This window comes from Streptomyces sp. NPDC001927, from assembly GCF_053594455.1.
Genome location: NZ_JBSFEN010000013.1, coordinates 217,446 through 238,763, shown reverse-complemented (window position 1 = coordinate 238,763; position 21,318 = coordinate 217,446). Strand labels below are relative to the sequence as shown.

15 protein-coding genes are annotated in these 21,318 nt (G+C 72.9%); 6 read left to right on the top strand and 9 right to left on the bottom strand.

Annotation, left to right across the window (positions count from 1 at the left end):
- Positions 1 to 81: 81 nt before the first annotated feature.
- From ACWCO8_RS32180 to ACWCO8_RS32155, 6 genes are all read left to right on the top strand, one after another.
- Entirely contained in the window at positions 82 to 3,474 is a 3,393-nt protein-coding gene (locus ACWCO8_RS32180; RefSeq protein WP_451035184.1) for an SCO5717 family growth-regulating ATPase, read from the top strand.
- Positions 3,475 to 3,652: 178 nt separating this feature from the next.
- Positions 3,653 to 5,533 carry an ABC transporter substrate-binding protein gene (locus tag ACWCO8_RS32175; protein WP_451035183.1) on the top strand — a complete coding sequence of 627 codons (1,881 nt, stop codon included), beginning with the start codon at positions 3,653 to 3,655 and terminating at the stop codon, positions 5,531 to 5,533.
- Positions 5,534 to 5,575: 42 nt separating this feature from the next.
- Positions 5,576 to 6,607: an ABC transporter permease gene (locus ACWCO8_RS32170; protein WP_362004000.1), complete on the top strand. Its 1,032-nt coding sequence runs from the start codon at positions 5,576 to 5,578 to the stop codon at positions 6,605 to 6,607.
- Complete coding sequence (locus tag ACWCO8_RS32165) at positions 6,604 to 7,488, top strand: ABC transporter permease (RefSeq protein ID WP_362003270.1); 885 nt, start codon at positions 6,604 to 6,606, stop codon at positions 7,486 to 7,488. Before ACWCO8_RS32170 ends, ACWCO8_RS32165 begins: the two co-directional genes overlap by 4 nt.
- Complete coding sequence (locus tag ACWCO8_RS32160) at positions 7,485 to 8,453, top strand: ABC transporter ATP-binding protein (RefSeq protein ID WP_451035182.1); 969 nt, start codon at positions 7,485 to 7,487, stop codon at positions 8,451 to 8,453. The genes ACWCO8_RS32165 and ACWCO8_RS32160 overlap by 4 nt, the downstream gene beginning before the upstream one ends.
- On the top strand, positions 8,450 to 9,526 hold the full coding sequence (locus tag ACWCO8_RS32155) for an oligopeptide/dipeptide ABC transporter ATP-binding protein (protein WP_451035181.1): 1,077 nt from the start codon (positions 8,450 to 8,452) through the stop codon (positions 9,524 to 9,526). Before ACWCO8_RS32160 ends, ACWCO8_RS32155 begins: the two co-directional genes overlap by 4 nt.
- 33 nt (positions 9,527 to 9,559) lie before the next feature.
- Here the strand turns inward: ACWCO8_RS32155 and ACWCO8_RS32150 are convergent, their stop codons facing one another.
- The 9 genes from ACWCO8_RS32150 to rimP form a co-directional block, all read right to left on the bottom strand.
- Positions 9,560 to 10,516: a bifunctional riboflavin kinase/FAD synthetase gene (locus ACWCO8_RS32150; protein ID WP_451035180.1), complete on the bottom strand. Its 957-nt coding sequence runs from the start codon at positions 10,514 to 10,516 to the stop codon at positions 9,560 to 9,562.
- 31 nt (positions 10,517 to 10,547) lie between these two features.
- Positions 10,548 to 14,075, bottom strand: a complete 3,528-nt coding sequence (locus ACWCO8_RS32145; protein ID WP_451035179.1) for a trypsin-like peptidase domain-containing protein — start codon at positions 14,073 to 14,075, stop codon at positions 10,548 to 10,550.
- Positions 14,076 to 14,280: 205 nt separating this feature from the next.
- Positions 14,281 to 15,180, bottom strand: a complete 900-nt coding sequence (gene truB, locus ACWCO8_RS32140) for a tRNA pseudouridine(55) synthase TruB (protein ID WP_362003278.1) — start codon at positions 15,178 to 15,180, stop codon at positions 14,281 to 14,283.
- Entirely contained in the window at positions 15,180 to 15,629 is a 450-nt protein-coding gene (rbfA, locus tag ACWCO8_RS32135) for a 30S ribosome-binding factor RbfA (protein WP_361603499.1), read from the bottom strand. Before rbfA ends, truB begins: the two co-directional genes overlap by 1 nt.
- Before the next feature lie 29 nt (positions 15,630 to 15,658).
- Positions 15,659 to 15,952 (bottom strand): DUF503 domain-containing protein, encoded by a 294-nt coding sequence (locus ACWCO8_RS32130; RefSeq protein WP_362003280.1) that lies wholly within the window; start codon positions 15,950 to 15,952, stop codon positions 15,659 to 15,661.
- A 141-nt stretch (positions 15,953 to 16,093) separates the two neighbouring features.
- A complete protein-coding gene (gene infB / locus ACWCO8_RS32125; RefSeq protein ID WP_451035178.1) occupies positions 16,094 to 19,204 on the bottom strand; it encodes a translation initiation factor IF-2 in 3,111 nt (1,036 codons plus the stop codon).
- Positions 19,205 to 19,351: 147 nt separating this feature from the next.
- The gene (locus ACWCO8_RS32120) at positions 19,352 to 19,630 is read right to left on the bottom strand and encodes a YlxR family protein (RefSeq protein ID WP_362003283.1); all 279 of its coding nucleotides are present in this window, start codon (positions 19,628 to 19,630) and stop codon (positions 19,352 to 19,354) included.
- A 135-nt stretch (positions 19,631 to 19,765) separates the two neighbouring features.
- Positions 19,766 to 20,773 (bottom strand): transcription termination factor NusA, encoded by a 1,008-nt coding sequence (gene nusA, locus ACWCO8_RS32115; protein WP_451035177.1) that lies wholly within the window; start codon positions 20,771 to 20,773, stop codon positions 19,766 to 19,768.
- 2 nt (positions 20,774 to 20,775) lie between these two features.
- Positions 20,776 to 21,273 (bottom strand): ribosome maturation factor RimP, encoded by a 498-nt coding sequence (gene rimP / locus ACWCO8_RS32110; RefSeq protein WP_361967968.1) that lies wholly within the window; start codon positions 21,271 to 21,273, stop codon positions 20,776 to 20,778.
- Positions 21,274 to 21,318: the final 45 nt, after the last annotated feature.

The following is a 21,318-nucleotide window of genomic DNA, read 5'->3' as shown; positions in this document are numbered from 1 at the left end:
CCGCCACACACGGTTGGCGATTAGGGTGGGAGGGCCCGCCCACGACAGCACAAGGGTGCGCGACCACACCAGGAGGCAATAGTGAACGGCGATCGGGACGAGATCCACGGGGGTTGGAATCCACCCGCCGATGATCAGTCCGACGCGGATCCCGCCGAGATGACGGGTGAGTTCACCATCGACTACACCCCGCCTGCCTGGTACACGCAGAACGCGGGGGGAAGCGGTGGTGCGGGTGGCGCGACGCCGCCGCCACCGCCGAGTGGTGCGCCTGTTGCCGTCCCGGGGCTCCCGGCGGGCAGCGGCTTCGAGCCCAACGTGCCCCCGCCCGCCCCGGTTCCGCCGCTTCCGGTGCCGCTGCCGGCGCCGGTTCCCCCGCTTCCGGTGCCGCTGCCTGCGCCGGTTCCGCCCGCGCCGGGGGCGGTTCAGCCGACGCCGCCCGGCCAGCCGGCGGCTCCGGGTCAGCCCGTGGCCCCTGGCCAGCCCGTGGCTCCTGGTCAGCCTGGGCCGGTGCAGCCGGGCGCGGTTCAGCCTGGGCCGGTTCAGCCGGGTGCCGTGCAGCCCGGTGCCGTGCAGCCGGGTGCCGTTCAGCCCGGTGCCGTGCAGCCGGGTGCCGTTCAGCCCGGTCCTGTGCAGCCGGCTCCGCCCGGTCCTGTGCAGCCGAGCGCTGCCGCCACCCCGGCTCCCGCCGCTCCGGTCGCTCCGGTCGCTTCCCACGAACCCGTTGAAGCCGAGTCGTTCGGCGGCGGTGACGTGGAGAGCGGCGCGACGATGCGTTTCTCGTCCGCCGCGCTCAAGCGCGAGATGGCGGAGATCGCCGAGCGCGCCGCGGCCGCCGACGCGTCGACGCCCGGCACGGAGCCGTCCGGGACGCCCGCTCCCGAGGACGCCGCGCCTGCCGCGCCGTCGCCCGCCGACGAGACCCCGCAGCCGGACAGCGGTTACGCGCTCGCGCTGCCCACCCCCGTTCCGGCCCCGGCCCCCGCGGACGAGGCTCCGCAGTCGGACGAACCGTCGGACGAGGACGTCCGGCCGAGCGCGCCCGCGTCCGAGGCCCAGGAGCCCGAACCGGCCGACGCGGCCGTCGTCGCGGCGCCCGCCGACGCCGAGCCGCAGGACGCTCCCCCGGCGGCCGTGCCGCCGGCCGCGGTGCCGGCAGACCCCGTCGCCCCGCAGGGCACCGACGGACTGCCCCCGCTGCCGCCGTCGTTCCAGCCGGCGGCTCCCCCGGCCGTACCGAACTGGCCCGCCCAGGCGCCGTCGGGCGAGCAGCCGTCGCCGCCGCCCCCGGCCATGCCGCAGCCCCCCGGCTGGCCGGCGCAGCCGACTCCCGTACCCCCGCAGGCACAGGGCGGGTACGGATTCCCGCAGCCCGGGCAGCAGCCCCTGCCGCAGCCCATCCCGCCGCAGGCCGCCGACGCCCCTGCGCCGCAGGGCGGTTACGGCTTCCCGCAGCCGGGCCAGCCCCAGCCGCAGCCCGGCCTTCCGCAGCCGCTGCCCACTCCCGTACCGCCGCAGGCACAGGGCGGTTACGGGTTCCCGCAGCCGGGCCAGCAGCCCCTGCCGCAGCCCATCCCGCCCCAGGCGGCCGACGCGCCTGCGCCGCAGGGGGGTTACGGCTTCCCCCAGCCCGGCCAGCCCGGCCACCCCCTGCCCGCTCCCGTGCCCCCGCAGGCACAGGCGCAGGCACAGGGCGGGTACGGATTCCCGCAGCCCGGCCAGCAGCCCCTGCCGCAGCCCATCCCGCCGCAGGCCGCCGACGCAGCTGCCCCGCAGGGCGGCTACGGCTTTCCCCAGCCCGGCCAGCCCACACCCCCGCAGGCACAAGCGCAGCCCCAGCCCCAGGGCGGTTACGGCTTCCCGCAGCAGGGCGAGGCGCCCGCGCAGCAGGCTCCGTACGACCCGCAGGCCGGGGCGCCCGTCGATCCGCGGAGTGGTGCTGGGTGGCCCACGCCCGTCGCGCACGACCAGCGTGAGCGGTCCGTGCCGGGTGCTCCGCTCGGCTACACCGCCGCCGTCGAGCTGTCCTCCGACCGGCTGCTGCGCAACAACAAGCAGAAGGCCAAGTCGAGCCGGAACCCCAGCCCCTCCGCCCGTTTCAAGCTCGGCGGCAAGCGCGAGGAGGCCGAGCGGCAGCGGAAGCTCGACCTGATCCGTACGCCCGTCCTGTCCTGCTACCGGATCGCGGTCATCTCCCTCAAGGGCGGTGTCGGCAAGACCACGACGACCACCGCGCTCGGCGCGACCCTGGCCACCGAGCGGCAGGACAAGATCCTCGCCATCGACGCCAACCCCGACGCCGGCACGCTCGGCCGCCGGGTGCGGCGCGAGACCGGGGCGACCATCCGTGACCTCGTGCAGGCGATCCCGTACCTGCACTCGTACATGGACATCCGCCGCTTCACCTCGCAGGCGCCCTCCGGTCTGGAGATCCTCGCCAACGACGTGGACCCGGCCGTCTCGACGACGTTCAACGACGAGGACTACCGGCGGGCGATCGACGTCCTGGGCAAGCAGTACCCGATCATCCTGACCGACTCCGGTACGGGTCTGCTCTACAGCGCCATGCGCGGTGTGCTCGACCTCGCCGACCAGCTCATCATCATCTCCACGCCCTCCGTCGACGGCGCCTCCAGCGCCTCGACCACGCTGGACTGGCTCTCGGCGCACGGGTACGCGGACCTGGTGCAGCGTTCGATCACCGTCATCTCCGGGGTCCGCGAGACCGGCAAGATGATCAAGGTCGACGACATCGTGCAGCACTTCCAGACGCGCTGCCGGGGCGTCGTCGTCGTACCGTTCGACGAGCACCTGTCGGCCGGTGCCGAGGTCGACCTCGACATGATGCGGCCGAAGACCCGCGAGGCGTACTTCCACCTCTCCGCGATGGTGGCCGAGGACTTCGCGCGTGCGCAGCACGTCCAGGGGCTGTGGACCGGTGACGGCGGCCAGGGCGGCGGCGTACCGCCGCAGATGGCCCCGCCGGTCCCGGGCCAGCAGATGCCCGGGCAGCCGATGCCGGGCCAGCCCGTGCCCGGTCAGCCGATGCCCGGTCAGCAGCAGCCGTACGCCCCGCAGCCCATGCCCGGTCAGCCCATGCCCGGTCAGCCCGCACCCGGTCAGCCCATGCCGGGCCAGCCGATGCCGGGTCAGGCCGCGCCCGGTCAGCCGATGCCCGGGCAGCAGCCGTACCCGCCGCAGCAGCAGGGTCAGCCGTACGCCCCCCAGCCGTACCCGCAGCCCCAGCAGCCGCAGCCGTATCCGCAGGCGCCGGGTCACCCCCAGCCCTACCCGCCGCAGCAGCACGAGCAGCCCGGCGCGCCCCAGGGCTGGCAGCAGCCCCCGGCGCAGCCTCAGCCCGCGCAGCCGCAACCGCAGCCGCCCGTGGATCCGAACGCTCCAGTACCGCCCCCGGGTTGGCCGCAGCAGGCTCAGCAGACGCCTCCGCAGCCTCCGCCAGCCCCTCAGCAGTAAGGCGTCACAGGAGTAGACCAATGAGGCCCCGCACCGGCTCCCCGGTGCGGGGCCTCATCGCATTCCCGCAGCCCACAAGGGGTTTGAGTCATCGTTGACGATGCTTGTCCACCGCTGATAAACCTTCGCTTCACCAGTTGGCGCCCAAGATCCACGACGCGAGGTACGTCCTATGGTCATGGTCACGAAGGTCCCGCCCCGCCCCGCAGCCCCCCGCAGACGCGCTCCCCGACGACTCCCCCGGCTGCTCCTCGCCGCAGGTGTCGCCGCCACCGCCCTCGTGGCCGTACCCCAGGTCGGCGCCCAGTCCGCGCGCGCCGCCGACGGTGACGGGAAGAGCGGCGGCTCCACTCTCACGGTCGCCGTCTCGCAGAGCGTCGACTCCCTGAGTCCGTTCCTCGCCCAGAAGCTCGTGTCGACGAGCATCCACCGGTTGGCGTACGAGTACCTGACGAACTACGACGCGCAGGACGCCAAGCCGATCCCGGGGCTCGCGACCGAGTGGTCGTCCTCGGCCGACAAGCTGACGTGGACGTACATGATCCGCAAGGACTCGAAGTGGTCCGACGGGAAGCAGGCCACCGCCGAGGACGCCGCCTGGACCTTCAACAAGATGATGACGGACGAGAACGCGGCCACGGCGAACGGCAGCTTCACGTCCAACTTCAAGAAGGTCACCGCCCCCGACCCGCAGACGCTGGTCATCGAGCTGAAGAAGCCGCAGGCGACGATGACGGCGCTCGACGTGCCGATCGTGCCCAAGCACGTCTGGGAGAAGGTCGGCGACTTCTCGAAGTTCAACAACGACCAGCAGTTCCCGCTCGTCGGCAACGGCCCGTTCGTCATCACGGACTTCAAGGTCGACCAGTACATCAAGATGAGGCCGAACAAGAACTTCTGGCGCGGCGCACCCAAGTTCGACGAGCTGGTGTTCAAGTACTACAAGGACGGTGACGCGGCCGTCGCCGCGCTGCAGAAGGGCGAGGTGTCCTTCGTACCGAACCTGACGCCCGCTCAGGCCGCCGCCCTGAAGTCCATGAAGAACATCAAGGTCAACGACGCCCCCGGCCGGCGCTTCTTCGCCCTGGCCACCAACCCGGGCGCGCGTTCGAAGGACGGCAAGACCTTCGGCAACGGCCATCCGGCGCTGCTCGACCCGGCCGTCCGCAAGGCGCTCTTCCTCGCCGTCGACCGGACCACGATCGTCGACAAGGTGTTCCAGGGCCACGCCGTCGAGGGCGAGGGCTACATCCCGCCCCGCTTCGGCTCGTACTTCTGGAAGCCGAGCGCGCAGCAGAAGCTCGGTTACGACCCCGCCAAGGCGGCCCAGCTCCTCGACCAGGCCGGATACAAGAAGAACGGCGACGGGAAGCGGGTCGGCAAGGACGGCAAGGCGCTGGACTTCCGGATCCTCTGCCACGCCACCGACCCGAACGACAAGGCGATCGGGAAGTACCTCCAGGAGTGGTGGGGCGAGCTCGGCATCGGGCTGAAGGTCGAGTGCCTCGACAACGTCAGCGACCCGTGGACCAAGGGCGACTACGACCTCGCGTTCGACGGCTGGTCGGTCAACCCCGACCCCGACTACGTCCTGTCGATCCACACCTGCGGCACGCTCCCGGCGACCCCGAAGGACACCGGCGCCACCGACAACTTCATCTGCGACCAGCGCTTCGACACGCTCTACGCGCAGCAGGCGGTGGAGTACGACGCCGCCAAGCGGGCGGATCTGGTCAAGCAGATGCAGTCCAGGCTGTACGACACGGGGTACATGAACATCATGGCCTACCCGAACGCCCTGGAGGCGTACCGCACGGACCAGATCAAGTCCATCACGACCATGCCGGCGGCCGCCGGCAACCTCTGGGGCCAGGACGGCTACTGGAGCTGGTGGTCGGCCGCGCCGACCACCGCGGCCGCCGGGTCCGAGTCCGGCTCCGGCGGTGGCGGTTCGTCCACCGGGGTGATCGTCGGCATCGGCGCGGCCGTGGTCGCCGTGGTCGGGATCGGGATCTTCCTCGGCCTGCGGCGCCGCTCGACCGCCGACGACCGCGAGTAGACGAGCCGAGCCGTGACGACAGCGAGCACCCCCGCCGACGTGGTGCGGACCGAACCGGTCCGCGCCACGGACGGCGCCTCCCGTACCGGTACGACCCTCCAGTACCTCCGATACGTGGCCGGCAAGCTGGGCGGCGCGGCCGTCTCGCTCTTCGCCGTGCTGGTCACCAGCTTCTTCCTGTTCCGGATCATCCCCGGCGACCCGGTCAAGGCGATGACCCACGGGATCCCCACCTCGGCCGAGCAGCTGGCCACCCTGCGGCGGCAGTTCGGCCTCGACCTGCCGCTGTGGCAGCAGTTCACCGACTACTGCGCGAAGGCGCTGAGCGGTGATCTCGGCACCTCGTACCAGTTCCACGCCCCGGTCGGCGATCTCATCGCGACAAAGCTTCCGGCGACGCTGCTGCTGACCGGGGTCGCCGTGGTGCTCTACTCGGCGCTCGGGCTCTGGCTCGGCACCCGCTCCGCCTGGAACCACGGCCGCCTCGGCGACAGGATCAACACGGGCGTCGCGCTGACGCTGTGGTCCGTGCCCTCGTTCTGGCTCGGACTGCTCCTGATCATCGTCTTCTCGGTCGGCATCGGTCCGATCCCGGGGCTCTTCCCTACCGGCGGCATGGAGTCGGGGACGGGCGAGACCGGCTTCGCGTACGTCCTGGACGTGGCCCACCACATGGTGCTGCCGGTGGTGACCCTGGTGGCGGTCGGGTACGCCCAGACGCTCCTGGTCATGCGCTCCTCGCTGCTCGACGAGATGGGCAGCGACTATCTGACGACCGCGCGGGCGAAGGGGCTGCGCGACGACGTCGTACGGCGCCGGCACGCCGTACCGAACGCGCTGCTGCCGACCGTGACCATGATCTTCATCAACCTGGGCCATGTGGCGGCCGGTTCGATCCTGGTGGAGACGGTGTTCTCCTGGCCGGGGCTCGGCGGCCTCTTCTACCAGGCGCTCAGCGTGCCCGATCTGCCGCTGGTGCAGGGCCTGTTCGTGGTCTTCGCCGGCGCGATGATCGTGATGAACCTGATCGCCGACCTGCTCTATCCGCTGCTCGACCCCCGGGTGGGCCGATGACGTCTCTTGTCTGGGAGCGCCGACGCGGTTCGGTCTCCCGCTTCTGGAAGCAGTACCGCACCCACCGCGCCGGTCTCTACGGTCTGGCCGGGCTCGCCCTGATCGCGCTGCTCGCCCTCGCCGCCCCGCTGATCGTCGGCGCGGACGTGCAGTCGGTGACGAACGCGCCGGGTACGGCCCTGGAGCCGCCGAGCGCCGAATTCCCGCTCGGCACGGACCAGTTCGGGCGCTCGCTGCTCGGTCTGCTGATCTGGGGCGCGCGGATCTCGCTGCTCGTCGGGCTGCTGGCGGCGGTGCTCTCGGTCGCGATCGGCACCCTCGTCGGGATCATCGCCGGGCACTACGGCGGCTGGTTCTCGACGGTCGTCATGCGGGTCACCGACTGGTTCCTCGTCATGCCGACGCTCGTCCTCGCGATCGTGCTGGCGACGGTGATGTCCCGTTCGATGTGGACGGTGATCCTGGCGATCGGCGTGACCAGCTGGCCGACCACGGCCCGGCTGGTGCGCGCGCAGACGATCGCGGTGGAGTCCCGCCCGTACATCGAGCGGGCCACCGCGCTCGGCGGCGGCCACGGGCACATCATGAGCCGGCACGTGCTGCCGAACGTGATGCCGCTGGTGCTCGCGCAGACCACGCTCGGCATCTCGACGGCGATCCTCACCGAGGCGACCCTGGCCTTCCTCGGCCTCGGCGACCCGACGGTGGTCTCCTGGGGCGGCATGCTCCAGGACGCCCGGGAGGCGGGCGCGGTGTCGTCCGGCCACTGGTGGTACCTCGCGCCGCCCGGGATCGCGATCGCGCTGGTCGCGCTCGCCTTCACGCTGTGCGGGCGCGCGGTCGAGTCCGTGCTGAACCCGAAGCTGGGGGTGGGGCGATGAGTCTCCTGGAGGTACGGAACCTGAGCGTGACGTACGGGTCGGGGGCGGCCGCCGTCCCCGCCGTACGGGGCGTCGACCTGACCCTGGCCGCCGGGCAGAAGCTCGGGGTCGCGGGCGAGTCGGGGTGCGGGAAGTCGACGATGGCGCTGGCGCTGCTGCGGCTGCTGCCCGCCTCCGCCCGGCTGACCGGGCAGATCCTGCTCGACGGCGAGGACGTCCTCGCCATGAAGTGGGGGCGGCTGCGGGCGGTGCGCTGGGCCGGGGCGTCGATCGTCTTCCAGGGCGCGATGCACTCGCTGAACGCGGTGCGGCGGATCGGCGACCAGATCGCGGAGCCGCTGCTCGTGCACGGGCGGCCGACCCCGGCGGAGGCGCGCAAGCGGGTCGGGGAGCTCCTGGAGCACGTCGGGCTTCCGGCGGCGCGCGCGGCGGCCTATCCGCACGAGCTGTCCGGCGGTCAGCGGCAGCGCGTGATGATCGCGATGGCGCTCGCCTGCGATCCGCGGCTGATCGTGGCGGACGAGCCGACGACGGCGCTCGACGTGATGATCCAGGCGCAGATCCTGCGGCTGATCGAGGGTCTGGTCGCGGACGACGACATCAGCCTGCTGATGATCAGCCACGACCTGGCGGTCCTCGCGGACACCTGCGACCGGCTCGCGGTGATGTACGCGGGGCGGGTGGTGGAGGAGGGCCCGGCGCGGGCGGTGTACGACGCGGCGGAGCATCCGTACGGGCGGGCGCTGTCCTCGGCGTTCCCGAGGATCGGCGACCCGGCGTCCCGGCGGGCGCCGCGCGGCCTGCCCGGCGATCCGCCGGACCCGGCCGATCTGCCGGGCGGGTGCGCGTTCCATCCGCGCTGCCCGGTCGCGGTGGAGGACGTCTGCGGGACGCGGGACCAGGAACTGCGGGACGCGGGCGCGGGGCGCCGGGCGGCCTGCGTACATGTGGGGAGCGGCTCATGAACCCGTTGACACCGGACGGCGCGCCGTCGGGGGCGGGCGCCTCGGCGGCGGGTGCCTCGGCGGCGGGTGCCTCCGTGGCGACCGAGGCTCCGCCGGCGACCGGTCCGCTGCTCTCGGCGCGCGGGCTGCGGGTCACCTTTCCCGGGCGGCGGGGCGCGCCGCCCGCGCGCGCGGTGGACGGGGTGGACCTGGACATCGCACCCGGGGAGATCGTGGCCCTGGTCGGCGAGTCGGGGTGCGGCAAGACGACCCTGGCGCGCTCGCTGCTCGGGCTCGTGCCGCCGACGGGCGGCGCGGTCACCTTCGCCGGCGAGCCGCTCGCGTACACCTCGCGCGCCCTCAAGGCCTACCGCAGGCGGGCCCAGCTGGTCCTGCAGGACCCCAGCGGCTCGCTGAACCCGCGGCACACCGTCTACGACGCGGTGGCCGAGGGGCTGCGGATCCACGGGTACGACGGGGACGAGCGGACGGCGGTCGCGGAGGCGTTGTCGCGGGCCGGTCTGCGGCCGCCGGAGCGCTTCTTCCTGCGGTACCCGCACGAGCTGTCGGGCGGTCAGCGGCAGCGCGTCGTCATCGCGGGCGCGCTGGTCCTCCAGCCGGAGCTGATCGTCGCGGACGAGCCGGTGGCCTCACTGGACGCGTCGGTACGGGGCGAGATCCTGGCGCTGTTGCTACGGCTCCGGGACGAACTGGGGCTCTCGGCCCTGGTCGTGACGCACGATCTGGGTCTCGCGTGGAACATCGCGGACCGGGTGGCGGTGATGTACCTGGGCCGGATCGTGGAGACCGGCACGGTGGAGTCCGTTCTGACGGCTCCTCAGCACCCGTACACCCGGGCCCTGTTGTCCGTCCTGCCGGAGTCCGAGGTCGCTCCGGTGGTCCTGACGGGCGAGCCACCTGACCCGGCCCGGATCCCGTCCGGCTGCCGCTTCCACGCCCGTTGCCAGGTCCTCGCCTCGGGCGAGGCGGCCGCGGTGGCGGACCGCTGCCGCACCGAGGACCTGCCGGTCCTCCCGGGCGGCGGAGCCCGGGACGTGGCCTGCCACTGGGTGCGGGAGGGGCAGAAGCAGTAGGCGGGGGCGCCTCGGCTCTTCGAGCGGGGCGCCTCAGCGCTTCGTGTCGTACGCCTCGGTGAGTTCGCGGGCGCGCTTCACGTCCCCGGCCATCGCCGCGAGCAGATCGTCCAGGGTCTCGAACTTGAGCATGCCGCGGACGTACGCCAGGAAGTCCACGGCCACGTGCAGGCCGTACAGGTCGAGGCCCTCGCGGTCGATGGCGTACGCCTCGACGGTCCGCTCGGTTCCGTCGAACTGGGGGTTCGTGCCGACCGAGATCGCGGCCGGCATCCGCTCCCCCGCGGCCGTCAGCCAGCCCGCGTACACGCCGTCGGCCGGGATCGCGGTGTGCGGGAGGGTCTCGACGTTGGCCGTCGGGAAGCCGAGCTCGCGGCCGCGCTGCGCGCCCCGGACGACGATCCCCTCGACGCGGTGCGGGCGGCCGAGGATCTCGGCGGCGCCCTCCACGTCGCCCTCGGCGACGAGGCGGCGGGTGAGCGTGGAGGAGAACGGGTCGCCGCCGCCCGCCGTACCGCTCACGAAGAGGTCGATGACCTCGACCTCGTAGTCGTAGGTGGCGCCCAGCTCGGTGAGGAAGCCGACGTTGCCGGCGGCGCGGTGGCCGAAGCGGAAGTTCGGGCCCTCGATGACGGCCCTCGCGTGCAGCTTGTCGACGAGGACCTTCACGATGAAGTCCGCCGGGGACAGCTGCGAGAACTCGGCCGTGAACGGCAGGACGAGGACCGCGTCCACGCCCAGCTCCGCGATCAGCTCGGCGCGGCGGGGGTGCGGGGCGAGCAGCGGCGGGTGGCTGCCGGGCCGCACGACCTCGGAGGGGTGCGGTTCGAAGGTGACGACGACCGACGGAACGCCCAGTTCACGGGCGCGTTCGACGGCCCGGCCGATGATCAGCTGGTGTCCGCGGTGCACCCCGTCGTAGGAGCCGATGGTGACGACGCTGCGCCCCCAGTCCTGGGGGATGTCCTCCAAGCCACGCCAGCGCTGCACTGTGACCGCTCCTCGTCCGCCTGTTCGCCGATTACGCAGGTCTAAGACTGCCATGCCCACGGCCATCGCCCCGCATCGGCATGGAACTGCCGAGCCGCTCGACCGTACGGCGGGTGCTGGGGCCGACGACGACGGCCCAGTCGCCGGGGGCGGCGGCCAGCCAGCCGGTCAGTTGGGCGGCGAACGCGGGGACCTCGCGGGCGAGCTCGACGAGCCGTCGGTCGAGGCAGGTCGCGCCCTCGGGAGTACGGACGAGGAGCAGCCCGGTGCGGTGGACGAGCTCGCGGGTGCGGACCTTGGGGCGCCGTTCGCAGCCGTGGGCGGCGGCCCGCAGCAGGGCGTCGAGGACGGTGAGGTCCCGTGCGTCGTACCGCTCGTGGTCGAGGAGTACGTCGAGGAGTTCGGTACGCAGAAGGCGCGAGGCGCCGGTGCCGGGGGCGGCGAGCACCGGGGCGAGGGCGCTGCGGACCTGAGCGGGACGGCCCCGGATCAGGCCGGAGACCAGGGGGAAGAGGACCGCCCGGGCGGCGGGGCCGTCCTCGAGGCGGCGGTCGACGAAGGCGGCGGCGTGGCGGGCGCCTTCGGGGTGGCGGTCGACGTACTCGTGGACGAGGGCGGCGGCGCGCCGGGCGAGCGCGGGGGTGGTGACCTCGGCGAGCGCCCGCAGGGTGGCTCCGGCGGCCTCGCCGGGGCCGTTCAGCCGGGTCCGGAGGGCGGCGAGGACGGGTTCGGGGTGGGCGGCGAGCGCGGTGGTGAGCGCCTCGGCGGGGACGCGGGGGTCGGTCAGGGCGCGGGGCAGATGGCGGGAGCGGGTGTGCGGGTCGCGGACGAGGAGGCCGAGGGCGGCGCCGTGCAGGGCGGCGTCGGCGGGGCGGGCGAGCAGGGCGAAGGCGGCGTACCGGAGGAGCTCGCGGTCGGGGCCCGTGGTGGCGTGCGCGGCGACGAGGGCGCCGTACGTGGCGGCGGCGGCGCGGCGCGCGGGCCTGCCGTCGTCGTGGGCCCAGCGGTCGACGGCCCGGCACAGGGCGGTCGGCTCGTCCTCGGCGAGCGCGCCGAGCAGCCCGTCGGCCAGCGGGTGGGCGGTGGCGACGAGCGCCTCGCACAGGTCGTCGACGGCGAGGTGGCGGTGGGTGTGCAGCAGGGCCTGCGCGGCGGTGGCGACGGTGGCGTGCGGTGCGGCGCCGAGGGCCCGGCCGTCGCCGAACCAGCGGCAGAGCAGCGGCTGTACGCCCCGGGGCTCGGCGACGAGCCGTTCGGCGACGACGTCGAGGAACCGGGGCCCGGCGTGGGTGCCGGGCGGCGGGTCGGCGGGCACGATCCGCCGCAGCAGATCGATCCGCTCCCCCTCCCCGACCCGCAGGGCCGCCCAGAAGGGGGGCCCGAAGAGCGCGGGAGGGGCGGGGACGGCGAACGGGGCGTCCGGGGCGTGGCGCTGCGCGGGGACCTCGGGCTCCGGTCCAGGGGTCCGTGGCGCGGTCGGCGTGGTGCCGAGGTGGTCGGCCAGGTGGCGGAGGCTCGGGAGGTACGGCTTGGGGTCCGGGAGGCGAAGGAGGGTCCGGTGGAGGAGCCGGGTGGCCCACCAGGCGGCCTCGGTGGTCGCCCGGCCGTCCGCGCGGAGCCGGGCAAGCGCCTCGACCAGGCCGGTCAGCCGCCGCCCGAGCGCGTCGGCGCCGTACTCGCGGTCCATCAGCAGGAGCGCCTGGACGACCGGGCCGATCCGGTGGCGCGGTACGGGGAGGGGGTCCGGTGCCACGGCCGTGTGCGGGGTGCCGGGGCGGGCCGGGAGGCGGACCGGGGCGGCGCCCTCGCCGCGGCGGTGGACCAGCGCGAGGAGGGCCTCGTCGACGTCCAGATGGGCGCCCTGGATCCAGTCGGCGAGCTCCTCGTGCCCGAAGCGGTAGCCGGAGCCGGCCGGGACGACGAGCCCTTCGGTCAGGACGGCGGAGGCCCAGCCGGTCCGCCACGGGAAGACCTCCTCGAAGGAGCCCTGGTCCAGCTCCCCCTGCCCGGGTCCCAGGCACCGCCGGGCCGCCTCGTGGACCTGTCCGGCGACCCGCGCGGCGAGCCGGCGCACGGCGGTACCGCGCGGGACCGGGCGCGTTCCGGCGGCGATCCGTACGGCGACCCGCAGACACATCAGGTCCAGGTAGGCGCCGAAGACCTCCTCCCGCCCGGGCCTGCCGGGCGCGCCCCCGGGCACGGCCTCGCGCACCTCTGCGAGCAGCCGCAGCACGAGCGGGTGCCGGGCGTCGTCGGCGGCGAGGTCGCCCGCGCCGAGCCCGTACCGCGCCCGGGCGAGCGCCGCCTCGTCGTCCGTGAGGTCGCCGAGCGGTACGGCGCGGTGCAGGGACTCCGGGGTGTGGAGGCGGCCGGCCCGCTCCCAGAACTCCGGGCGGCAGCCGAGCATCAGGCGGGTGGCGTGGGCGCCGAGCCAGGACTCGGTGCCCTCCGTCCAGGCCGGGAGGCGGTGGGCGAGGGCCGGGGGCATCTCCTCGGGGCCGTCGAGGACGACGAGGAGGGGCCTGCCCGCCGCATGGGCGAGCCGGGCGGCCCGTTCGGGGGTGGCGGTCGACATGTCGGCATGGACACCCGAGGCGGTGACGATCCGGCCCGCCTGGCGCAGGGCGCGGCCCACGGCGTCGGCGACCGAGGTGTCGTCGGCGCGCAGGTCCGCCCCGCGCAGCCAGACCGTGGGGGCGGGTTCGGGGCTCCGGGCCCGCTCGGCGCAGTGCGCGGCGAGGGCGGTGGTGCGTCCGGTGCCGGGGTCGCCGACGAGGGCGAGGACGAGGGCGTCTGAGCTGGCGGTGAAGGCCTCGAACTCCCGGGCGCACGCGGCCCGTTCGACCGGCGGGGACTCGGACCGGCTTCCCGTGCCGGTGGCGGCCCCGGTGGACGCGGCGGTGGCGGTCGCGGTCAGCTCCAGGACGCCCGCCAGGTTCAGCTCCCGCCCGTAGCAGGGCGCGGTCGCGGCGTTGCGCCGCAGCAGCTCGGCGAGCGGGCCCACGGGCGGCAGGGGCAGCGCGTATCCGGCGGCCCGGTGGTCGCCGTGCAGCGCGGTGCCGAGGACCGCGAGGACGGCTCCCGTCTCCGGGTCCACGACGGGCCCGCCCGTGGCCTGCCCGCCGAGCCGCAGGGCATCGGCGCCCTCGGTGCCGATGGCCAGCTCCCAGGCCGCCCGGCCCAGCGCGTGCCGCCTGCCACCGGTGGCGTACGTGACGGGCGCCGTGCCGAGCACCCGCGCCTCGCGCCAGCCGTGCGCCGCGATCCGTACGTACGTCCCGGGCTCGATCTCGGTCCGCGCCGACACCGGCAGCGGACGGACGCCGATCCCCTCGGCCCGCAGGAGGGCGAGGCCGGACTCGGGCAGCAGGGTGAGGGCGTCGGGCTCGATGACGCGGTCGCGCTCGCCGGGGGCGCGCAGCAGGATCCGTACGAGTCCGGCGACGGCTTCGTGGCTGGTGACGACCGTCCCCCGGTCGTCGGCGACGAAGCCCGTTCCGCGGGGGCGGCCCGCCGGATCGCAGATCCGAACCAGCGTGCCGAGGTCCCCACGTCCCATGGTGTCGACGTTAGGTCGGCGGTGATCACCGCGAGAACCACACCGGCCGAACGCGCCCCCCAGCGCTCCCCCGTTTCACTCCGAGCGCCTGCCCGAAGGGGTGAAAATGACGATCGAAATGGATAACACTCGTCTGGGGGAGGGGAACGTGGGGCGGCACGCATGCGTGCCGCCCCACGAAATACCCGTCACAACAAATAACGCGTCAGCCGAAGACGGCCAGGCTCTTCGCCTTGCCCTTCTGGTCCTCCACGAGGGCCAGCAGACGTCCGTCGGGCGCGAAGACGGCCACCGGACCCGGCGGATACGACGGCATCTCGAGCCGCACGCCGTTGAGCAGCAGCCGGGCCCGCTTCTCGTCGACGTCCCAGCGGGGGAACGCCGCCGAGGCCGCGTCGGCGACCGGCATGACCGTCAGCTCCTCCTGGAGCTGGTCCAGGGTCTTGGCCGAGTCCAGCTTGTACGGGCCGACCCGGGTGCGTCGCAGCGCGGTCAGATGACCGCCCACGCCGAGCCCGGCGCCCAGGTCACGGGCGAGCGCCCGGATGTACGTACCGGAGGAGCAGACCACCGAGACGACCAGGTCCACGACCTGTGTGCCGTCCTCGGCGACGGCCTCCCGGACGTCGTACACCTGGAAGGACGAGACGGTGACCGGCCGCGCCGGGATCTCGAACTCCTCGCCGCCGCGCACCCGCGCGTACGACCGCTTGCCGTCGATCTTGATGGCGGAGACCTTCGACGGCACCTGCATGATGGCGCCGGTCAGCTCCGCCACGCCCGCGTCGATCCCCTCACGGGTCACCTTGGAGGCGTCCACGGAGGCCGTGATCTCGCCCTCGGCGTCGTCGGTGATCGTCGTCTGGCCGAGGCGGATGGTGCCGAGGTACTCCTTCTCGGTCAGCGCGAGGTGACCGAGCAGCTTGGTCGCCCGCTCCACGCCGAGGACGAGGACGCCGGTGGCCATGGGGTCGAGCGTGCCGGCGTGGCCGACCCGGCGGGTCTTGGCGATCCCGCGCATCTTGGCCACGACGTCGTGCGAAGTGAAGCCCGACGGCTTGTCGACGATGACAAGCCCGTCGGGCGTCTTCCCTGCGTTGCTCATCAGGCGGTGGTGCCCTCTTCGTCCTCGTCCTCGGGCTTGCGGTACGGGTCGGCCTCGCCGGCGTACTTGGCGCCGGAGGACGCCTCGCGCACGGCCGCGTCGGAGGCCCGCGCCTTGTCGAGGAGGTCCTCGATCGTCTTCGCGGTCTCCGGGAGGGCGTCCGCGACGAACGTCAGCGTCGGCGTGAACTTCGTCCCGGCGGCGGCGCCCACGGCCGAGCGGAGGATGCCCTTGGCACTCTCCAGGCCCGCGGCCGCGCTGGCCCGCTCCTCGTCGTCGCCGTAGACCGTGTAGAAGACCGTGGCCTCCCGCAGGTCACCGGTGACGCGGGTGTCCGTGATGGTCACGTGCGTACCCAGGCGCGGGTCCTTGATGCCGCGCTGCAGCTTCTCGGCGACCACCTCCCGGATGAGGTCCGCCAGCTTCTTCGCCCGCGCGTTGTCGGCCACTGGTCCTTCTCCTTCTTTGCCTTGCTCATTCAGTCTTCATCAGTGTGGAGCCTGCGTCGCACCGACAGCAGCTCCACCTCGGGCCTGGCCGCGACCAGCCGCTCGCACCGGTCGAGCACGTCCGACACGAACCCCGCGTCCCCGGACACCAGAGCGACCCCCAGTCGGGCCCTGCGATGGAGGTCCTGTTCGCCCACCTCGGCCGCGCTCACGGAGAACTTGCGCTGGAGCTCGGCGACGATGGGCCGGACGACGGAGCGTTTCTCCTTCAGCGAATGAACGTCGCCGAGGAGCAGATCGAAGGACAGAGTCCCCACGTACATGTAGTGCCGGATGTCCCGCCGGTTCGGGTTCGGTGGCCTGCCACGCCTTCGCTTGGCAGGAACACCAGAACCGTACACGCAACGGCCGGGGCCGATCGACGGAATACTTTCCGCCGACCGGCCCCGGGACTACCGCTGCCGTCAGGCGCGCGGCTTCTCGCGCATCTCGTACGTCGCGATGACGTCGTCGATCTTGATGTCGTTGAAGTTTCCGAGGTTGATACCGCCCTCGAAGCCTTCGCGGATCTCGGTGACGTCGTCCTTGAAGCGGCGCAGACCGTGGATCGTGAGGTCCTCGGCGATGACCTTGCCGTCGCGGACGAGGCGCGCCTTGGTGTTGCGCTTGACCTCGCCGGAGCGGATGAGGACACCGGCGATGTTGCCCAGCTTGGACGAGCGGAAGACCTCGCGGATCTCCGCCGTACCGAGCTCGACCTCTTCGTACTCCGGCTTGAGGAGGCCCTTCAGAGCCGCCTCGATCTCCTCGATGGCCTGGTAGATCACCGAGTAGTACCGGACGTCGACGCCTTCGCGCTCCGCCATCTGCGCCGCACGGCCGGCAGCCCGGACGTTGTAGCCGATGACGATGGCGTCGGAGCCCATGGCCAGGTCGATGTCGGACTCGGTGACCGCACCCACACCGCGGTGCAGGACACGGATGTCGACCTCTTCGCCGACGTCGAGCTGGAGCAGCGAGGCCTCGAGAGCCTCGACCGCACCGGACGCGTCGCCCTTGATGATGAGGTTGAGTTCCTGGACCAGACCGGCCTTGAGCACCTTGTCGAGGTCCTCGAGGGACACCCGGCGGACGCGCTTGGCGAAGGCGGCGTTGCGCTCACGCGCAGCACGCTTCTCGGCGATCTGACGGGCCGTACGGTCCTCGTCGACAACCAGGAGGTTGTCGCCGGCACCCGGCACGTTGGTGAGACCGAGCACCAGGACGGGAGTCGACGGGGTCGCCTCCTCGACGTTGTTGCCCTTGTCGTCGAGCATCGCCCGGACGCGGCCGTACGCGTCGCCGACCACCACGGTGTCGCCGATGCGCAGCGTTCCGCGCTGGACCAGGACGGTCGAGACGGCACCACGACCGCGGTCGAGGTGGGACTCGATCGCGATGCCCTGCGCGTCCTGGTTCGGGTTGGCCCGCAGGTCGAGCGAGGCGTCGGCGGTGAGGACGACGGCCTCGAGCAGGGAGTCGATGTGCAGACCCTGCTTGGCGGAGATGTCGACGAACATCGTGTCGCCGCCGTACTCCTCGGCCACCAGACCGAACTCGGTCAGCTGACCGCGGACCTTGGTCGGGTCCGCACCCTCGACGTCGATCTTGTTGACCGCGACGACGATCGGGACGCCGGCGGCCTTGGCGTGGTTGAGCGCCTCGATCGTCTGCGGCATGACGCCGTCGTTGGCCGCGACCACGAGGATCGCGATGTCGGTCGACTTCGCACCACGGGCACGCATGGCGGTGAACGCCTCGTGACCCGGGGTGTCGATGAAGGTGATGCGACGCTCTTCGCCGTTGACCTCGGTGCCGACCTGGTAGGCACCGATGTGCTGGGTGATGCCACCGGCCTCGCCCGCGACGACGTTCGTCTTGCGGATCGCGTCGAGCAGTCGGGTCTTGCCGTGGTCGACGTGACCCATGACGGTGACGACCGGCGGACGGGAGACCAGAGCCTCTTCGCCGCCCTCGTCCTCGCCGAACTCGATGTCGAAGGACTCGAGAAGCTCGCGGTCCTCCTCCTCCGGCGAGACGATCTGAACGGTGTAGTTCATCTCTTCGCCGAGCATCGTCAGCGTGTCGTCGGACACGGACTGCGTGGCCGTGACCATCTCACCGAGGTTCATCATCACCGCGACGAGCGACGCCGGGTTGGCGCCGATCTTCTCGGCGAAGTCGGTGAGGGAGGCACCGCGCGACAGGCGAATGGCTTCGCCGTTGCCGCGAGGCAGCATCACGCCGCCGACCGACGGGGCCTGCATGGCCTCGTACTCCTGGCGCCTCTGACGCTTCGACTTGCGACCACGACGCGCGGGACCGCCGGGGCGACCGAAGGCGCCCTGCGTGCCACCACGGCCACCGGGGCCACCGGGACGTCCACCGAAGCCGCCGGGACGACCGCCGAAGCCGCCGCCACCGCCGCCGGGACCACCCGGACGACCGCCGCCGCCACCACCGGGACCGCCGGGGCGACCGGCGAAGCCGCCGCCGCCACCACCGGGACCGGCCGGACGGCCGGCGAAGCCGCCGCCGCCACCGGGACGACCGCCGCCGCCACCCGGACGACCACCGGGGCCACCGGGACCACGGCCGCCGCCACCGGGGCCACCACCGGGACGCGGGCCGGCAGCGGGACGCTGCGGCATCATGCCCGGGTTCGGACGGTTACCGCCGGGCGCGCCGCCCGGACGGGGAGCCTGCGGACGAGGCATGCCACCGGGGGTCGGACGGGCGCCGCCCTGACCCTGGGGACGCGGGGCGCCACCGGGGCCGCCCTGCGGACGCGGGGCACCCGGAACGGCACGATCGCCACCGGGACGGGGGGCACCGCCACCCGGACGGGGCGCCTGCGGGCGCGCCATTCCGGTGGAGCCACCCGAGGTGAAGGGGTTGTTGCCCGGACGCGGACCGGCCGGACGGGCACCGCCCGGACGCGGAGCGCCCTGGCCCTGCGGACGCGGGGCACCCTGGCCCTGCGGACGCGGCGCGCCCTGACCCGGACGGGCGGGACGCTCGCCGGCGGGACGGGGTCCCTGGGCGCCGCCACCGGGACGCTGACCGGCGGCGGGAGCCGCCGGAGGCGCGGTGAACTCGGGCGCGGCCGGAGCCGGCGTGACCGGCTTGGGCGCGGGCTTCGGGCCCGGGCGGGGGCCCGAGGCGGCCGGAGCCGGAGAGGGGGTGCTGCTCGCGGGGGCCGCCGGGGTGACCGGGGCCGGTGCCGCGGGCGCGGCGGGGGCCGGCTTGGGGGCCGGGGCGCCGGGCTTGGGGGCAGCGGGACGTGCCGCGGCGGCCGGAGACGGCGCCGCGGGCTTCGAGGGGGCGGCCTTACGAGGCGCGCCAGGCTTGGCAGCGGTCTTGCCGGCGGAACCGCCGGGACCCTGCAGCGCATCAGTCAACTTGCGCACGACCGGCGCCTCGATCGTCGAGGACGCCGAACGGACGAATTCACCGAGTTCTTGGAGCTTGGCCATGACGACCTTGCTCTCCACGCCGAACTCCTTGGCGAGTTCGTATACCCGGACCTTAGCCACTTCGCTCCTTTTAGGTCCGGTTACCGCCGGACCGTCGCTACTTCATGGGCGTACTCATCGCGTACTCATCGAGTGCTCATCGCAATCTCGACCTACTTCCAACTCGCGAGGTACCTGACCGCACGGTTATCCGTGCCGTACTTCTTCTTACGGTGCTGCCTGCTCGACGTGAAAGCGGATTTCCGCCGTTTCGAGCGGACCCTGGACCTTGAAGGCCCTCGGGAACGCCCGGCGGCGGACCGCCAGGTCGAGACAGACCGAGGCGGGGTGCAGATACGCACCCCGGCCGGGCAGCGTACCGCGATGATCGGGGACGCACGCGCCCTCGACCTCCACGATGCGCAGCAGATCGCTCTTGGCCGCTCGCTCCCGGCATCCCACACAGGTTCGCTCAGGGCACGCTCGGTCTTGCGTCCGGCCAGACACGCTAAGTCTACCTCCCCGTAGCGACCTCACCCGTTTGGGGCAAAAATCGAACGGTCGTCTGTCGTGATCTCGCCGTCGCACAACGTGACGACGGCGAGATTCATTCCTCGGGACCCTCGCGGATCCCCTCCGCGCTCAGTCCCGGGCGCGCGCGTCTTCCGACGGCTGCTCGGTGTCCGGGCGGATGTCGATGCGCCAGCCGGTGAGGCGGGCGGCGAGGCGGGCGTTCTGGCCCTCCTTGCCGATCGCGAGCGACAGCTGGTAGTCCGGCACGGTCACCCGGGCGGAACGGGCGGCCAGGTCGACGATCTCGACCTTGGAGACCCGGGCCGGGGAGAGCGCGCTCGCCACCATCTCGGCCGGGTCGTCCGACCAGTCGACGATGTCGATCTTCTCGCCGTGCAGCTCCGCCATGACATTGCGCACCCGGCTGCCCATGGGGCCGATGCAGGCGCCCTTGGCGTTCAGGCCCGAACGGGTGGACCGTACGGCGATCTTGGTGCGGTGGCCGGCCTCACGGGCGATCGCCGCGATCTCGACGGAACCGTCGGCGATCTCGGGGACCTCCAGGGCGAACAGCTTCTTCACCAGATTGGGATGCGTACGCGAAAGGGTGACGGACGGACCGCGGACACCCTTGGCGACCCGGACGACGTACGTGCGCAGCCGCAGACCGTGCGTGTAGTCCTCGCCCGGCACCTGCTCCTGCACCGGAAGGATGGCTTCCAGCTTGTCGTCGAGGCGGACGAGGACGTTCTTCGGGTCCTTGCCCTGCTGCACCTGTCCGGCGACGATGTCGCCCTCGCGGCGGGCGTACTCGCCGAAGGTGACGTCGTTCTCGGCGTCCCGCAGCCGCTGCTGGATGACCTGGCGGGCGGTGCTGGCCGCGATCCGGCCGAAGTCCGACGGGGTGTCGTCGAAGTCCTTGGGCTCCTGGCCCTCCTCCAGCTCGGAGGGGTCCTCCTTCGCCCACACCGTCACGTGACCGGTCTGCCGGTTCAGCTCCACGCGCGCGTGGCGGCGGGCCGAGGGGGTGCGGTGGTACGCGATGAGGAGGGCCGACTCGATCGCCTCGACCAACAGATCGAAGGAGATCTCCTTCTCTTGTGCCAAGCCCTTCAGGAGCTTCACGTCGATGTCCACGGCTACGCCTCCTCTTCCTTCTTGTCCTTGCGGTTGAACTCGATCTCGACACGCGCCTTGGCGATGTCCGCGAACTCGGCCCGGCGGGCGGTGGGCTTGCGCCCCTTCACGCCCGGCACTTCGAGGTCGACGCCGGTCTCGTCCACGGCGAGGATCCGTGCGACGAGCTCCGCGCCGTCGTTCAGCTGCAGCTTGGCGAGGCGGCCGGTGGCGCGCACATAGTGGCGGGGCTCGGTGAGCGGGCGCTCCGCGCCCGGGGTGCCGACCTCGAGGGTGTACTCCCCCTCGCCCATCGCGTCGGTCTCGTCCAGCGTCTCCGAGAGCGCGCGGCTCACATCGGCGACCTGGTCCAGATCGGCACCTTCGTCGGAGTCGACGACCACACGCAGCACCCGCTTGCGTCCCACGGAGGCCACCTCGATCTCTTCGAGGTCGAGTCCCTGCGCGGCGATGAGCGGCTCAAGGAGTGCTCGCAGCCTGTCGCTCTGGGTGGTGCTCATCCGGGTGACTCCTCGGCCGCGTGTGCTGTTGTGGGTTTCGTCGCG

Bases quoted from the DNA above. Each gene is read 5' to 3' on its own strand.
- ACWCO8_RS32160 (WP_451035182.1), top strand. From the start codon at position 7,485: ATGAGTCTCCTGGAGGTACGGAACCTGAGCGTGACGTACGGGTCGGGG.
- ACWCO8_RS32130 (WP_362003280.1), bottom strand. From the start codon at position 15,952: ATGTACGTGGGGACTCTGTCCTTCGATCTGCTCCTCGGCGACGTTCAT.
- ACWCO8_RS32165 (WP_362003270.1), top strand. From the start codon at position 6,604: ATGACGTCTCTTGTCTGGGAGCGCCGACGCGGTTCGGTCTCCCGCTTC.
- ACWCO8_RS32175 (WP_451035183.1), top strand. From the start codon at position 3,653: ATGGTCACGAAGGTCCCGCCCCGCCCCGCAGCCCCCCGCAGACGCGCT.
- ACWCO8_RS32145 (WP_451035179.1), bottom strand. From the start codon at position 14,075: ATGGGACGTGGGGACCTCGGCACGCTGGTTCGGATCTGCGATCCGGCG.
- truB (WP_362003278.1), bottom strand. From the start codon at position 15,180: ATGAGCAACGCAGGGAAGACGCCCGACGGGCTTGTCATCGTCGACAAG.
- rimP (WP_361967968.1), bottom strand. From the start codon at position 21,273: ATGAGCACCACCCAGAGCGACAGGCTGCGAGCACTCCTTGAGCCGCTC.
- ACWCO8_RS32155 (WP_451035181.1), top strand. From the start codon at position 8,450: ATGAACCCGTTGACACCGGACGGCGCGCCGTCGGGGGCGGGCGCCTCG.